Genomic DNA, 13,709 nt, shown 5'->3' on the forward strand with positions numbered 1-13,709 from the left:
AAGCGTGGCCACATGACGAAGCTACGGACGGCCCGCTTCGCCCTCGGCGTGACGATCGTCATCGTGCCCCTCGTGCTCGCCCTGCTGGGCCCGCTGTTCGCCGGCGAACCGGGACCGCGGACGACGTCCTTCACTGTCGGCGACGGCCACTGGCTCGGCACCGACTTCGTGGGCCGGGACGTATGGCAGCAGGTGCTGCACGGCGGCCGGCCGGTCGTGCTGACCGCCCTCGCCGCCACCGCGCTGTCGTATCTCGTCGCGCTCCCCGTCGGCCTGGTCAGCGCGCTCACCCATCGCCGCTGGCTGGAGGAGCTGCTGATGCGTCCCCTGGACGTCCTGCTCGCCGTCCCTTCACTCCTGCTGATCCTGCTGGCCGCCACCGTGTTCTCCCCCGACCCCGTCGGTCTGGCCCTGCTGGTGGCACTGGTGAACGTGCCCGACGCGGCCCGGCTCGTACGCGCCGCCGCCACGGAGGCCGCCGCCCGCCCCGCCGTCGAGGCGCTGCGCATGCAGGGCGAGACCTGGTGGCGCATGGCCGTCGACTACGTCGGCCGTTCCATGCTGCGCACCCTGGTCGCCGACGCCGGCACCCGGCTGACCGGCGTGCTGTACCTGGTGGCCACGGCCGCGTTCCTCGGTGTCGGGGTCGCCCCGGACGCCGCGGACTGGGCGGTCATGGTCGACCGCAACCGCACCGGCCTGTTCGTCCAGCCGTGGGCCGTGGTCGCCCCCGCCCTGCTGATCGTCGCCCTGACGATGGGCACCAACCTCCTCTTCGACGCCGCGCTCTCGGACGACCGCCTGAGCGAGCGTGTCCGGGGCGAGAAGCTCCCGGACGCGACCAGGACCCTCCGCGACGGGGCAAGGAGTGAAGCACGCACGTGAACCACACAGACGACACGACGGGCGAGGCCCGTGACACCACCGTCGCGCCCGTGGCCGAGATCCGGAACCTGCGCGTCGAGGTCGGCGGCAGGGCGATCGTCGACGGAGTGAGCCTCAAAGCCCTCCCCGGCAAGGTCACCGCCCTGGTCGGCGCCTCGGGCAGTGGCAAGACCACGACCGGCCTCGCCCTGCTCGGCGAGTACCCGTCCGGCGCCCACGTGACCGGCGACGTACGCCTGGCGGCCGACGGCCTGGCCGGATACATCCCCCAGCACCCGGCCACCGCTCTCAATCCCGCGCGCCGCGTCTCCGCCCTCCTGACGGACATCGCCCGCGCCCAGGTACGCCACCTGCCCCGTGGCCGGCGCAGGACAGCGGCCCGCGAACGCGTCCTGCGCGCCCTCGCCGAGGCCCAGGTCCCGGACGCCGAGATCCTGTTGCGCCGCTACCCGCACCAGCTCTCCGGCGGCCAGCAGCAACGCGTCGTCCTCGCCCAGGCCCTGCTGCTCGGCGCCCGGGTCGTCGTCGCCGACGAGCCCACCACCGGTCAGGACGCACTGACCAAGAGCCGCGTCGTCGACCAGCTGGCGGCCGTCGCGGCACGTGGCATCGGCGTCGTCCTGCTCAGCCACGACCTGGACGTCGTACGGGTGCTCGCCGACGAGGTGATCGTCATGCGGGCGGGCCGGGTCGTGGAGTCGGGCCCGGCGCACCGCCTGTGGCTCGCGCCCCAGCACGAATGGACCCGCGAACTGCTCTCCGGGCAACCGGAGTTCACGGAACCGGAAACCGCCACCGGCTCCGGAACCGCCCCCGGCGCCGGTCGCCCCGCCCTGCGGATACGCGACCTGACCGCCCGCCACCGCAACAGCACACGCGGCACGACCGAGGTACTGCGCCTGACCGGACTCGACCTGCGCGCGGGCGAGAGTCTGGCCGTCGTCGGCCGCTCCGGAAGCGGCAAGACCACCCTCGCCCGCTGCCTGGCCGGACTCCACCGCGACCACGACGGAGAGATCCTCCTCGACGGCACACCGCTGCCGCGCAGCCTGCGCGACCGCGGCCGCGCACAGCTGGCGGCCGTGCAGTACGTCTTCCAGGACGCGCGCGCCTCCTTCGACGAACACCGTCCCGTCCTGCACCAGGTCGCCCGCACCGCGATACGGCTGCGCCGCACCGAGACTTCCGCCGCGACGCAGGAGGCCCTGGCCACTCTGACCGGCCTCGGCCTGCCCGAGGACCTGGTCCGCCGACGCCCCGGACAGCTCTCCGGCGGCGAACTCCAGCGCGCGGCCCTCGCCCGCGCCCTGCTCGCCCGGCCCCGCGTCCTCATCTGCGACGAGATCACCTCCGGCCTCGACTCGATCACCCGCCGGGGCATCCTCGGCATCCTCACCACCCTGCTCCACGACCGCGACGACCTGTCCCTCGTCCTGATCACCCACGACCTGGACACAGCCGCCCTGGCCCACCGCATCGCCGTCCTGGACGCCGGCGAACTCGTCGAACAGGGACCGGCCCGACGAGTCCTCAGCACACCGAGCCACCCGTTCACCGTGTCCCTCATGGAAACAACGACACGGCTGGGAGCGGGAACGGGCACCTGACCGTCAGGCGGAGGGGCCGCGGGCGGCGCTCCAAGCGCTTCCGGAACTCATCGCCAAGCACACGGCGGAAACTGGCAGCCGGCGCAGCAACGTCGAGCCCAGTCCGCTGCGCCCGGCTCTCACCAGCCTGGTTGGGGCCGAGTGCCTGGAGCGACGCGCGGCGTCTTCGACGGAGTACTGCGCATGCTCCGCCACCCAATCCCGGCACTCAGGCTCGAAGCGGTCTCGGATGCGTCCCGCGGGTCTGCCGGGCTTCCAGTGCCCCCGTCGTCACAGGATGAGCGGCAGGGATGTGAGGCCGCGCATCAACCGCGTGTGCCGCCAGTCCAGTTCCTCGACGGGGACTGCCAGTCGGACGTCGGGGAAGCGGGAGATGACCGCGCGGAGGGCGAGTTCGCCTTCGGCTCGTGCGAGGGGTGCTCCAAGGCATCGGTGGATGCCGTGGCCGAAGGCGAGGTGCCCGGTGGCACCCCGGTCGAGATCGAGCTGGTCCGGCCCGGGGAATCGGTCGGGGTCGCGGTTGGCGGCGCCGGGAGCGATGAGTACCGGTACGCCTTCGGGGATCACGGTCCCGCCGAGTGTGAGCTCTTGGGTGCTGTAGCGGAACGTGGCGATCCCGACGGGCGAGTCGAAGCGCAGCAACTCGTCCAGCGCGCTGCCGAGGCGCTGTGGTTCGGCCCTCAACCGCGCGAGTGACTCGGGGTGCTGCAGAAGAGCCAAGGCCGCGTTGCCGATGAAGTTGGTGGTGGTCTCATGGCCGGCCACGAGCAGGAGCACGGCGAGCGACACGAGTTCGTCCTCGGTCAGCTGGTCCTGGCCGTCGCGTACGGCGATGAGGTCGTCGAGCAGGCTCTCGCCGGGCGAGCTGCGCCTGGAGGCGACCAGGTCGGTCATGTAGCCGCCGACGGCATGTGAGGCGGCGTCGATCCGCCGGGGATCTCCGGCGGCGAACAGCTGGCTCGACCACGTGCGCACGAGCCGACGGTCGGATTCGGGTACCCCCAGCATCTCGCAGATGACGGTGACCGGCAGCGGTACCGCGAGGCTCGCGACGAGGTCCACTGGTCCGTGATCCGGCCAGGCGTCGAGCAACTCGTCGACCAGGCCGGCGATGTAGGGGCGTAACCGCGTGACGGCCCCGGTGGTGAACGCCTTCGTCACCAGCGCCCTCAGTCGTGCGTGCTGCGGGGGGTCGGTGGCGAGCATGTTCCGGGAAACGGCCGGATGGAGATCGCGCTGCGACGGCCGGCCTGCGAAGAACCGCATGGTGTCCTTCGAGAGCCGAGGATCGGTGAATGCCTCCCGGGCCTCCGCGTAGCCCGTGACCAGGTAGCTGTAGCGCCCTCCCGAACCGGTGGGCACCTTCCGCACCGGCGCCGTGTCTCGCAGCCGGCCGTAGGTCGGGTAGGGATCGGCGAAGAACCGCGGGTCCTGCAACGGGTCGGTCACGCTCGCGGGTCCGTTCCTGAGGGGGCCAGTTCGTCCGTGCCGGTATGTGCGATCTCACCCTGCGAGTAGGCGTGGGCGACGAGGAGCAGCCACTCGGTCTCGGCGCGGAGGTTGCCCGCCCGGGAGGCGGCCCTGGGGGCCGGTGGTGCGGCTTCTGTCTGCGGTTCGCTCCCGGTCCTCTTCGCCTGTACGGCGGCTCGCAGGATCGCGGCCTCCACGATCGCGTCTCCTTCCGGGGTGCCCGCCAGGCCGCGTGCGGCGGCGGCCCGCTCGGCGTTCTCCTGGACTCTCGGGGAACGGTGGGGGCGAAGGGCGAGCCCGCCGTCGTTGATCTCGATCACCCGACGGTGGAGGAAGAAGTCGGAGTCGTCCGCGTGCTCGTCCTCGTGGAACTCGGCCGAGGCCAGGACGACTTCGGGTGTCGCGTCGGCGATGTCCTGCCACAGAGGGGCGAGCGCGGCGAATGACCGCGACTCCCATCGACGGCGCAGGAACTGGCTGAACGGCCAGACGACCGCCGGGAGCGTGAGCCCCAGGGTGATGAGGAGTACGGCCAGGGCCGGCGCCGTCACGCTGAAGACGCAGCGGATGGGACTGACGGGCGTCGAGCAGCGGGTGCCGTGCGGGAGGAGGTTCAGTTCGAGCCCGATGGATACCAGGCCGAACACCTTGTACGCGGCATACAGCAGTGCGAAGACACAGCCGGCGGCAGTGATGCGCAGTCCGATGCGCTGGCTCTTCCGCCGTGAGTGGTTGGACTGTTTCCAGGTCTGCCTGCAGAAGTCCTTCGCGGTGACACCCAGATAGGTGATGTAGATCAGCACGTAGAGCGCGTGCAGTTGGGGGGACTGGTCGTTCATCTGCCCGGCGGCGAACAGTGCCGCCATGCCGACGACGGAGATCCCGAGGAAGAGCACGCGCAGACGGATCCTTCGTCTGGCCTCGTCGGGCTCCAGATTGAGCTGGAGCATGAACGCCAGGACGGAGGTCGCGGCGGCCAGGGTGAACGAGTTGCTGAAAAGGCGACCGACGTGGGGGACGACGCTTTCGACGGCGTTCTCCACGAACGACACGTATGAGGCGAAGGCGAGGGCGAAGGACACCAGCAGCGCGGCCATGGCCCACGTGCCGGTCGGTCTGTGGCCGCCCCGCCCGCGAACCCAGTAACCGGCGGCGAGGACAAGCACGATGGCCACGCCCGAGAACAAGAGGTCGATCACGAGTGCCGACGACCCTTCCTGGTCGGTTTGGCGAACAGGGCCTCCCAGCGCTCGGCGCCCTTCTCGGGTTCGCTGGGTGGTAGTTCACGTCCGCGGTAGATGTGCTGTCGGATGACGGTGGCCATCATCTCGGCCTCGCGCTCGTCATCCGTGGAGTAGCTCGTGCGTCCGTTCATACGCTGGACGAGAGTGGGGTTGAAGCCGATGGCACGGAAGGCGTCGGCGTCCAGCTCCAGACTGCCGGGGTGGTCGCAGATGATGTGGCTGACCTCGTGCGCGAGTATGTGGTTCTGGTGCAGAGCGGACGTTCCCTCCTCGTAGAAGAGGAGGTCGGCGTCGGGCGTCTCCAGGCGGATTCCGCACGGTGCGTCGATCGCGCCGAGCGTGTTCAGGGGCCTGAGGACGATCGGACGGCCGCGCTTGTTCGCCACGGCGTCACAGAGGTCCCGGGTGTTGAAGCGGTGGGGAAGTTGAAGCGCGTCCACACGCTTTTCGCACTCGCGGCGAAGCCGCCCAAGGTCCATGTCCGGTCCTGACGTTGCTCGGGTCTGGCCCTCTGAAGGTGTGACCCCGTACGGCCGGAGCGCGATCCGGAATCCCCGGCACCGAATCGCTCGAAAGCTTAGGCGAATGCACGGGCCGGTCCAAGAGGAACTCTGCCCTGTGGCCGAATGGCCGGATCCCGAGTGCCGCTAGTCGTCCAGGTTGAGCGTGTTCGAGGTCGTTTCACCCTGTAGGCCCTCCAGGATCCGGGCCTGCTCGATCACTGTCGTCACCATCTGAAGGGTCTCTGCGCTCAGGCCGTTGGCACGCAGGGCGACGGTGCGGACGTTCCGGTCCCGCATGGCGGCGAGGACGGCGATCTCCGCTCGGGTGCGATGTGCGGCCTCCTCGTCGACGAAGTAGCCGGCGGGTACACCGAAGAAGTCGGCGAGAGCCTTGATGGTGTGCATCGTTGGATTTTTCTTGGCACCGGTACGCAGTTGCTGGATCGCGCTCGCGGTGAGCCCTTTGCCCTGGCCTCCCGAAGCCTCCCGGATGCCCTCGGCGACCTCGGCGTACGTATAGGGTCCGCGACTTTCCGGGTGGACCTCTTGGAACAGGTAGTCCAACAACTGCGCGAAGGTGCGCGGCTCGTCGTCTGTCACGTCCGGTACGTCCTTGTCATGATCGTCGCCGCGTCCACTCTGGTGCGTGAGGAGCGCGGAGCGCGGTGGCTTCCGAACAACTCTAGTTGACGATTGCCCGCAACCAAGGTGTACGTTCTTGAGGGAGTTGCTCGCACCAGAGTGTTCCTCTGCTCTGATCAAGTGGCTCCGACTCCCTGGGGACATGACCGATCCCCCCAGGCAGGTGGCCGGGTTCCACGGGGGTGGGCCCGGCCGCCTCGAACTGGGCATCTGCACCGGAGAGTGTTCTGGCCGAGGAACAGACTGTTCTTCGTTGGCGGTCCGACCCGGCTGCGTCCGAGCCCGGTGTTACGGAACAGGCGGTGGGGAGAAAGTGGTTGTTCAAACCAAAATTTGGGCGATAACTCTGGTTATCGCAACTCACAGCTTATGCGGACCTGTTGACGCATCGATCGACACCTCCGCCCACACCGTCTTGCCCACGGGGTGACGAGGCGTCGAGCCCCAGCGCACGGCCAGGACATCCACCAGGAGCAGGCCGCGACCCGACTCGCCATCGGGATACGACGAGGGCGCGGCGGCTGGCGGCCGTTTCGCGGTGGCGGCGTCGACGACCTCGATCCGCACCAGACCCGCCACCTCGTCGAGGCCGAGCCCGAGACGGAAGTCGCGGCCCGGGACGCGGCCGTGCTGGACGGCGTTCGCGGCGAGTTCACCTACGACGAGGGCGACCGCGCACGACGCGTCCGACTCCGGCGGGTATCCCCACACCTCCATGCGCCGCACGGCGCGGCGTCGGGCGAGCCTCGAACCTCGGGGCGACAAGGCGAACTGCGCTGTGAGCGCCCGGCGTTCAGGCGCTTCGCCGTCGCGCACGACGGGTTCCACCACAGGGGCTTCGGTGCCCCTTCGAGGTTCTTCGCCCGCGGTGGTCGTTCCTGTCAGCACAGCGTGACCGTCCTTGTCTGTCGAGTTCCGGGACGTCCCGCGATGTACGCGCGCCGTCACGTTCCGTACTCAAGAGTCGCCGGGCGGCCCTACGCTCGGAAGGTGACACAGCCTTACTTTTCAGTCCGTAAGGAACGGAAGTGACGCCTTGGCCAACGGAATTGATCCCAGTACGTCGATGGCCGCGCTGTTCGGCTCACGGGTACGCAGACTCCGTACGGCGGCCGGTCTGACCCAGGCCGAACTCGGCGACAGGACACACGTGGTGAGCACCCGGATCACGCAGATCGAGCGGGCCTCCGGGGCGAAACCGACGCTGGCACTGGCGCGGGCGCTCGACGCCGCCCTGGAGGCGGACAACTTGTTGGTCGAGCTGTGGCCGTATGTGTATCGGGAGGCGTTTCCGGATTGGTCGCGGAAGTTCATGGCGTACTCGGAGCGGGCGGTGTCCATCCGGCAGTACGCGGCCCATGTGGTGCCCGGTCTGTTGCAGACGGAGGACTATGCGCGGGCGGTTCTCAGCCGAGGCGGTACTGAGACGTCCCGTCGGCGGCCGTGCTGTGATGCGGGAGCAGTTGGAGCGATTGCTCGATGCAGCGGCAGAAAGGCACATCACTGTGCAGGTGCTGCCGTTCGACCAGGGCGGGCATGAAGCGATGGGCGGATCGCTGACGATCCTGACCCTCCCGGACGGCTCGGAAGTGGCCTACACAGAAGGCGCGGACTACGGCCAACTCATCGAAGATCCGGCCAACGTCAGTCGCTACAAGGTGATTTACGATCGGCTACGGGCGGCAGCCCTGCCCCCGCTCATGTCACTCGACATGATCCGGTCCGTGATGGAGGGCAACTACCGTGGCACGAGTGTCCCGTCCCGATCTGAACGGCGCCGCTTGGCGCAAGAGCAGCTACAGCAATCAAGCGGGGGGCGACTGCGTCGAGGTGGCCGTCGGGTGCCAAGGAGTCGTCCCCATCCGTGACAGCAAGGCCCCGAACGGTCCCGCTCTGCACTTCGAGGCCAGCTCCTGGGCAGCGTTCATAGACGAGTTGAGGGCCGGTCAGCACCGCGTCTGAGCCGACCAGGTCCCGGTCACGGCCCACCTTCCGGGCCCGCCGGTTCCTCGCCCGCGAGGGTCCGGCGGGCCGCTGACCTCCCAAAGAACCGGGGGAAAGAACTACCCGGCTGCTCAGCCGCGCAGCGGTTGCGTCAGTCGTCGCAGCAGTCCCGCGACCAGTGCTGTCTGGGCGGGCACGGTGTCGGGGTAGATGAACTCGCCTTGGGCGTGGGCGCCGTCGCCGACCGCGCCCATGCCGCACAGCACCGGCAGGCCGAGGGCGGCGACGAAGTTGGCGTCGCTGGCGCCGCCGACGGCGGCGTCGGGCAGGTCGTCGCGGCCCTGTTCGCGGGCGACCTCGCGGGCGAGGTCGAGGAGGGGGGCGGAGGCGGTGTTGAGGGTCATCGGCGGCCGGTTCCAGGCGTGGTCGATGTCGATGCGGACGCGGGGGTCGCTGACCTCGATGGCGTCGAACTCGACGTCGACGCGGTCCTGTTCGGCCGCACTGCTGACCCGGATGTCGACGCTCGCGGTGGCCTGTCCGGCGACGACGTTGGTGGCGCTGCCGCCCTTGATGAGCCCGGTGTTGATCGTGGTGCCCTTGTCGGGGGCGGCGACGGTCGCGGCGGCGACCACGAACTCGGACAGCGCGGTGATCGCGCTCGCCCCGTCCTGGGGCGCGAGCCCGGCGTGCGCCTCGATGCCGGTGGCGGTGACCTGGAAGATCCCGGAGCCCTTGCGGGCGGTCTTGACCGCGCCGTGCGCGGTCGGCTCCAGCACCAGCGTCACGTCGACCTTCTGCGCGACCTCCTCGATCACCGGGCGCGAGGACAGGGAGCCGATCTCCTCGTCGCCGTTGAAGAGGAAGGTGACGGTGGGCACGGGTGCGCCGCTCTCCCGGGCCAGTTTCAGGGCCCAGATGCCTTGGGCCAGGCCGGTCTTCATGTCGAAGATGCCCGGTCCGCTGAGCTTCGCCCTGCCGTCCACCGGCTCGGGCCGCACCCATCCGGCCAGGGCGCCGGTCGGCCATACGGTGTCGTAGTGGCCGACGAGCGCGACGTGCCCGGTGCGGGTACGGGTACCGGTGCGGGTTCGGGTGCCGGTGCCGGCGCCGGTGCCGGTGCCGGTGTAGGTCAGGGTGAGGGTGTCTCCGCACTCGCCGCCCGGGTAGCGGTGTTCATGGTCGGGCTGTCCGAGCCGGTGGACGGCCAGCTCGCGCAGGAGGTCCAGGCCTGCCGCGAGTCCGGGCAGGTCGTAGCTGCTGGTCTCGTGGCGGACAAGCGTCAGGATGTCGGTGACGATCTCCGACGAGACCTCCTGGGCACGGGCGGTGAGAGCGACGGCAGGCGATGCGGTCATGATCTGCTTTCTCGTACGAAGGTGTGGGGGGTCTTTGCGGCGGGGGCTAGCTGACGCCGAACGGGATGCCCAGCAGGTACCAGGCCACGAAGAACGCGACCCAGACGACCCAGACGACGGCGGCGATCGGGATCGTGAAGGAGGCCAGGGTGCCGATGCCGGCGGACTTGCGGTACTGCTGGATGAAGCCCAGCGCCATCACGAAGTACGGGCTCATCGGGGTGACGCAGTTGGTGACCGAGTCGGCGACGCGGTAGACGGCCTGGGTGGTCTCGGGCTCTATGTCGATGAGCATCAGCATGGGCACGAGCACCGGCGCGGCCAGCGCCCACAGCGCGGAGCCGCTGGTGATGACGAGGTTCATGAACGTGATCAGCACGGCGATGCCGACCAGCACGGTCCAGCCGTTCATGTCCATGTCGCGCAGTGTCTCGGCGCCCTTGACGGCGAGGATGTTGCCGATGTTCGTCCACTTGAAGTAGGCGAGGAACTGGGAGATCGCGAAGAAGAGGACGAGGATCGGCGCCATCGAACGGGTGCCGTCGACCATCGCGGCGACGATGTCGCGGGCAGCGGAGAAGGTACCGGTCATCCGGCCGTAGACGGTGCCGAGCACGGCGAAGAACACGCCCAGGACGAGCGCCATCCCGCCGATCAGCGGGGAGTCGACGATGCCGCCGCCCTCGCCGCGCAGCGGTGAGGACGCGGGGATCATGGCCACGGCCAGGAACGCGATGAAGCCGAGGGCGACCAGCCCGGTCACACGCAGCGCGCGGCGCTGCTGCCCGGTGACCTCGATCGCCTCCCGCTCCGCGTCGTTCAGCTCGGCGACGGGCTCGTCGGGCTCCAGGTCCGAGCGGCGGGCGAGGACCTTGTCGACGACGAGCGTGATCACCAGGGCCACGAGGACCGACGAGCCCAGCCCGAAGAAGTAGTTCGCCACCGGGGTGACCACGTAGTCCGCGTCGATGGTGTGGGCGGCGGCGGTGGAGATCGACGACAGCAGGACGTCGGTCGTGGTGAGGGACGGCGAGGCGTCGTAGCCGGCGGAGATGGAGACGTAGGCGACGATGCAGCCGAGCACGGGACTGCGGCCCGCCGCGCGGAAGATGAGTGCGCCGAGCGGGATGAGGGTGACGTAGGCGGCGTCGCCGGCGACATGGCTGACCATGGCCGTCATCGACAGCGCGAAGGTCAGGTACTTGTCCGGCACGCGCGCGACCATGCGGCGCAGCAGCGCCGAGAACAGTCCGCTCCTCTCCGCGACGGCGATGCCGAACATCACGGTGAGGATGGTGGCCAGCGGCGGGAAGGCCGCGAAGTTTTCGACCGCCCCCTCGACGGCCATCGCGAGGCCGTCCTTGCTGAGCAGGTTCTGCACCTTGATGGTCTCGTGCGTGCCGGGGTGCGCGGCGCTGACGCCGACCGCCGCCAGCACGGCGCTGAGGACGGCGACGACCCCCGCGAGGATCCAGAACAGCCAGAACGGGTTGGGCAGTTTGTTACCGATCTTCTCGATCGCCGCGAAACTCCGGAACGCGGCACGCAGGACTCTCGACTGTGGCTCGGTCGGCTGTGGCTGGGCAGAGGTGGCACTCATCGGTACCTCTTCGCGCATTTGAGGGATGTTCCTGCGAACAATGGCACTCTGATGAGAGATTCTCTAGCCCTTGGATGTAACAGCGGGATTAACCGGCAGTCTAAGGTGGGGCACCATGACCCGCCCTCTCCTCGACGAGCTCGACCGGCGCCTCATCGGAGCGCTGCACCTGGCACCCCGCGCCACCTGGGACGACATCGGCGGGATCCTGTCCGCCGACGCCAGCACGCTCAAACGCCGTTACGACCGGCTGTACGAGGCCCGGATGGTCCGGGTGATCGGGCAGGCCGCCTGGGGAATGCACTCCACGGCCATGCCCGTCCACGTCTTCCTGGACATCACCGGCGAAACCCCGCTCGCCGTCCTGCGCCGGCTCCGCGACCTGCCCCACCTTCAGCTCCTGGCGCAGATCTCCGGCGACTACCCCCTCTACGCCGTCGTCCACGCCCCCTCCGAGGCGGCCACCAGCGAGGCGATCGACCGCATGTTCTCCGTCCCCGGCGTCCGCCGCGTCAACGCCCTGCCCGCCCTCAGCACCCATCGCCGGGGCCACACCTGGGACCCACAGTTCCTCACCGACACCGAACGCGCCGACCTGCTCGAACTCACCGGCGCCCGCCCCGAGGGCACCGCGACCGCGACGCCCCCCGCCAAGCCCCTGAGCGAGGCCGAACGCACCGTCGTCGCCCAGCTGATCCAGGACAGCCGGGCCTCCGCCGCGAGCATCGGCCGAGCCGCCGGCCTGGCCACCTCCACCGCGCACCGCGTCGTCCGCCGGGTCCTCGACGAGCGATGGGTCAAACCGCGCCTGGAGATCGTGTCGGAATGGCTCGGCTTCCAGACCCCCTTCATACTCCGCCTGCGGGTCACACCCGGCGAGACCCCCGACGTCATGCGCCGCATCGACCAGCTCCCCCAGACCCGGCTCGCCGCACACGTCGCCAGCGACATGTCCGTCCTCGCCACCGGCCTGGTCACCGATCGCTCCGCCCTGGCGCTCTTCATCGACAACGAACTCGCCGAGATCCCCGGCATCCGCACCGTCAGCGTCGACGTCATGCTCGCCGAACCGCGCCGCTACTGGCTGGACCGGGACCTGACCTCCGGCCTCGGGGAATTCCACGCACCGACGCTGCTGTGACCGCGCCTTCGGCGGAGCTCAGCGGCAATGGGCTGCGGCGAGCCGCCGGCGCTGCCAGGCGGCGGTCGGACGCGAACGGGACACCGACGGCTTGGCTACGCTTGGCACTGAGCGCCCATAACGGGCCACAAACGCCTATAACGGGGCTAAGTCGTGCAGACTCTAAGGAACCGAAGATGGGTCTCGGTGCCGGCCTTCCAGCCGTGAAGCGTAGGTCCCTCATCCGTACGACCGTGGCGATCGCGGTGGCCGCCGGTCTGACCCTGTCCGGGGCTTGCGGCGGGGACAGCGAGGGCGGGGGCGGCGACGACAGCCTCACCGTGGGCGTGCTGCTCCCGGGTGGCGGGGCCTCTCGCTTCGGGCAGTTCGACAGGCCCCTGATCGAGAAGAAGCTGAAGCAGCTGTGTCCGGACTGCCCGGCAGCGACCGTCGGTGCCACGGCTGAGTCGGCGATCCAGCGGCAGCAGCTCGAGGCCATGATCACCAGGGGAGTGGATGTCCTGATCCTCGCCGCCGTCGACCCCCAGAGGCTGCGCCCGTCGGTCGAGGCCGCGCACCAGGCCGGTATCCCGGTCGTCGCCTACGACCGGCTCGCGCAAGGCCCGATCTCCGGTTACGTCACCTTCGACGGTGCGGAGGTCGGCAGGCTTCAGGGCGAGGCACTCCTGAAGGCCATGGGCTCGAAGGCGCAGGGCGGCCAGATCGTCATGATGAACGGCGCCACGACCGATCCCAATGCCGACTGGTTCAAGCGGGGATCGCTCTCCGTCCTCGAGGGCAAGGTGAAGATCGGCAAGTCGTACGACACCGTCGGATGGCGACCGGAGAACGCCTTCGGCAACATGAACGGTGCCATCGCCGCCCTTGGCGCGAACAACATCGACGGCGTCCTGGCTGCCAATGACAGCCTCGCCGGCGCCGTGATCTCCGCCCTCAACGCCGCCGAGGTCAGGCCGCTGCCCCCGATCACCGGCCAGGACGCCGACCTCGCGGCCGTTCGCCGCATCGTCAGTGGCGACCAGTCCATGACCGTCTACAAGCCTTTCAAGCCCGCGGCCGACGCCGCCGTCGAGATGGCCGTGGCCCTGGGGCGTGGCGAGACGGTCGAGTCCATCGCCACCGGCACCGTCGACAACGCCACCACGAAGGACATCCCGGCGGTCCTGCTCCCGTCGGTCTCGGTGACCGTCGGCAACATCGAAGACACCCTGATAAAGGATGGTCTGTACACCGTCGACCAGATCTGCACTCCGAAGCTCCGATCCGCCTGCGACAAGGCCGGACTCACCCCTTGAGCTTTGCTCGAAGGCGGAAG

12 protein-coding genes and 1 pseudogene are annotated in these 13,709 nt (G+C 69.4%); 6 read left to right on the top strand and 7 right to left on the bottom strand.

Going from position 1 to position 13,709, the window contains the following annotated elements; translation table 11 throughout:
* Positions 1-12 precede the first annotated feature (12 nt).
* Positions 13-885: an ABC transporter permease gene (locus FGD71_RS18510; protein ID WP_119101546.1), complete on the top strand. Its 873-nt coding sequence runs from the start codon at positions 13-15 to the stop codon at positions 883-885.
* Entirely contained in the window at positions 882-2,492 is a 1,611-nt protein-coding gene (locus FGD71_RS18515) for an ABC transporter ATP-binding protein (protein ID WP_119101547.1), read from the top strand. The genes FGD71_RS18510 and FGD71_RS18515 overlap by 4 nt, the downstream gene beginning before the upstream one ends.
* Positions 2,493-2,762: 270 nt before the next feature.
* On the opposite strand, the gene FGD71_RS18520 is transcribed toward FGD71_RS18515, so the two are convergent.
* From FGD71_RS18520 to FGD71_RS18540, 5 genes are all read right to left on the bottom strand, one after another.
* Positions 2,763-3,941: a cytochrome P450 family protein gene (locus tag FGD71_RS18520; protein ID WP_119101548.1), complete on the bottom strand. Its 1,179-nt coding sequence runs from the start codon at positions 3,939-3,941 to the stop codon at positions 2,763-2,765.
* On the bottom strand, positions 3,938-5,161 hold the full coding sequence (locus FGD71_RS18525; protein ID WP_181359227.1) for an MAB_1171c family putative transporter: 1,224 nt from the start codon (positions 5,159-5,161) through the stop codon (positions 3,938-3,940). The genes FGD71_RS18520 and FGD71_RS18525 overlap by 4 nt, the downstream gene beginning before the upstream one ends.
* Positions 5,158-5,646: a regulator component gene (locus FGD71_RS18530; RefSeq protein ID WP_240436649.1), complete on the bottom strand. Its 489-nt coding sequence runs from the start codon at positions 5,644-5,646 to the stop codon at positions 5,158-5,160. The genes FGD71_RS18525 and FGD71_RS18530 overlap by 4 nt, the downstream gene beginning before the upstream one ends.
* A gap of 207 nt (positions 5,647-5,853) precedes the next feature.
* Positions 5,854-6,309, bottom strand: coding sequence for a helix-turn-helix domain-containing protein (locus FGD71_RS18535; protein ID WP_119101550.1), 456 nt, complete (start codon positions 6,307-6,309; stop codon positions 5,854-5,856).
* 402 nt (positions 6,310-6,711) lie between these two features.
* On the bottom strand, positions 6,712-7,167 hold the full coding sequence (locus tag FGD71_RS18540; RefSeq protein ID WP_240436650.1) for an ATP-binding protein: 456 nt from the start codon (positions 7,165-7,167) through the stop codon (positions 6,712-6,714).
* A 250-nt stretch (positions 7,168-7,417) separates the two neighbouring features.
* Between FGD71_RS18540 and FGD71_RS18545 the strand changes: the two are divergent.
* Together FGD71_RS18545 and FGD71_RS48955 are read left to right on the top strand one after the other, a co-directional pair.
* Positions 7,418-8,012 (top strand): annotated as a pseudogene (locus FGD71_RS18545) (helix-turn-helix domain-containing protein); the annotation flags it as partial.
* 82 nt (positions 8,013-8,094) lie between these two features.
* Positions 8,095-8,313, top strand: a complete 219-nt coding sequence (locus FGD71_RS48955; protein WP_240436651.1) for a DUF397 domain-containing protein — start codon at positions 8,095-8,097, stop codon at positions 8,311-8,313.
* A gap of 113 nt (positions 8,314-8,426) precedes the next feature.
* Here FGD71_RS48955 and FGD71_RS18555 read toward each other — a convergent pair whose 3' ends face one another.
* Positions 8,427-9,653: a M20 family metallopeptidase gene (locus FGD71_RS18555; protein WP_119101553.1), complete on the bottom strand. Its 1,227-nt coding sequence runs from the start codon at positions 9,651-9,653 to the stop codon at positions 8,427-8,429.
* Between the two features lie 46 nt (positions 9,654-9,699).
* Entirely contained in the window at positions 9,700-11,253 is a 1,554-nt protein-coding gene (locus tag FGD71_RS18560) for an AbgT family transporter (protein ID WP_119101594.1), read from the bottom strand.
* Positions 11,254-11,368: 115 nt separating this feature from the next.
* Here FGD71_RS18560 and FGD71_RS18565 point away from each other — a divergent pair, with 115 nt between their 5' ends.
* Positions 11,369-12,394 carry an Lrp/AsnC family transcriptional regulator gene (locus FGD71_RS18565; RefSeq protein ID WP_119101554.1) on the top strand — a complete coding sequence of 342 codons (1,026 nt, stop codon included), beginning with the start codon at positions 11,369-11,371 and terminating at the stop codon, positions 12,392-12,394.
* 176 nt (positions 12,395-12,570) lie between these two features.
* Positions 12,571-13,689: a sugar ABC transporter substrate-binding protein gene (locus FGD71_RS18570; protein WP_119101555.1), complete on the top strand. Its 1,119-nt coding sequence runs from the start codon at positions 12,571-12,573 to the stop codon at positions 13,687-13,689.
* Positions 13,690-13,709: the final 20 nt, after the last annotated feature.

The sequence above is a fragment of the Streptomyces sporangiiformans genome, assembly GCF_005768555.2.
GTDB classification, from domain to species: Bacteria; Actinomycetota; Actinomycetes; order Streptomycetales; family Streptomycetaceae; genus Streptomyces; species Streptomyces sporangiiformans.

Excerpts from the sequence above, each read along its gene's own strand:
- FGD71_RS18510 (WP_119101546.1), top strand. The coding sequence starts at position 13 with ATGACGAAGCTACGGACGGCCCGCTTCGCCCTCGGCGTGACGATCGTC.
- FGD71_RS18555 (WP_119101553.1), bottom strand. The coding sequence starts at position 9,653 with ATGACCGCATCGCCTGCCGTCGCTCTCACCGCCCGTGCCCAGGAGGTC.
- FGD71_RS18560 (WP_119101594.1), bottom strand. The coding sequence starts at position 11,253 with ATGAGTGCCACCTCTGCCCAGCCACAGCCGACCGAGCCACAGTCGAGA.
- FGD71_RS18565 (WP_119101554.1), top strand. The coding sequence starts at position 11,369 with ATGACCCGCCCTCTCCTCGACGAGCTCGACCGGCGCCTCATCGGAGCG.
- FGD71_RS18570 (WP_119101555.1), top strand. The coding sequence starts at position 12,571 with ATGGGTCTCGGTGCCGGCCTTCCAGCCGTGAAGCGTAGGTCCCTCATC.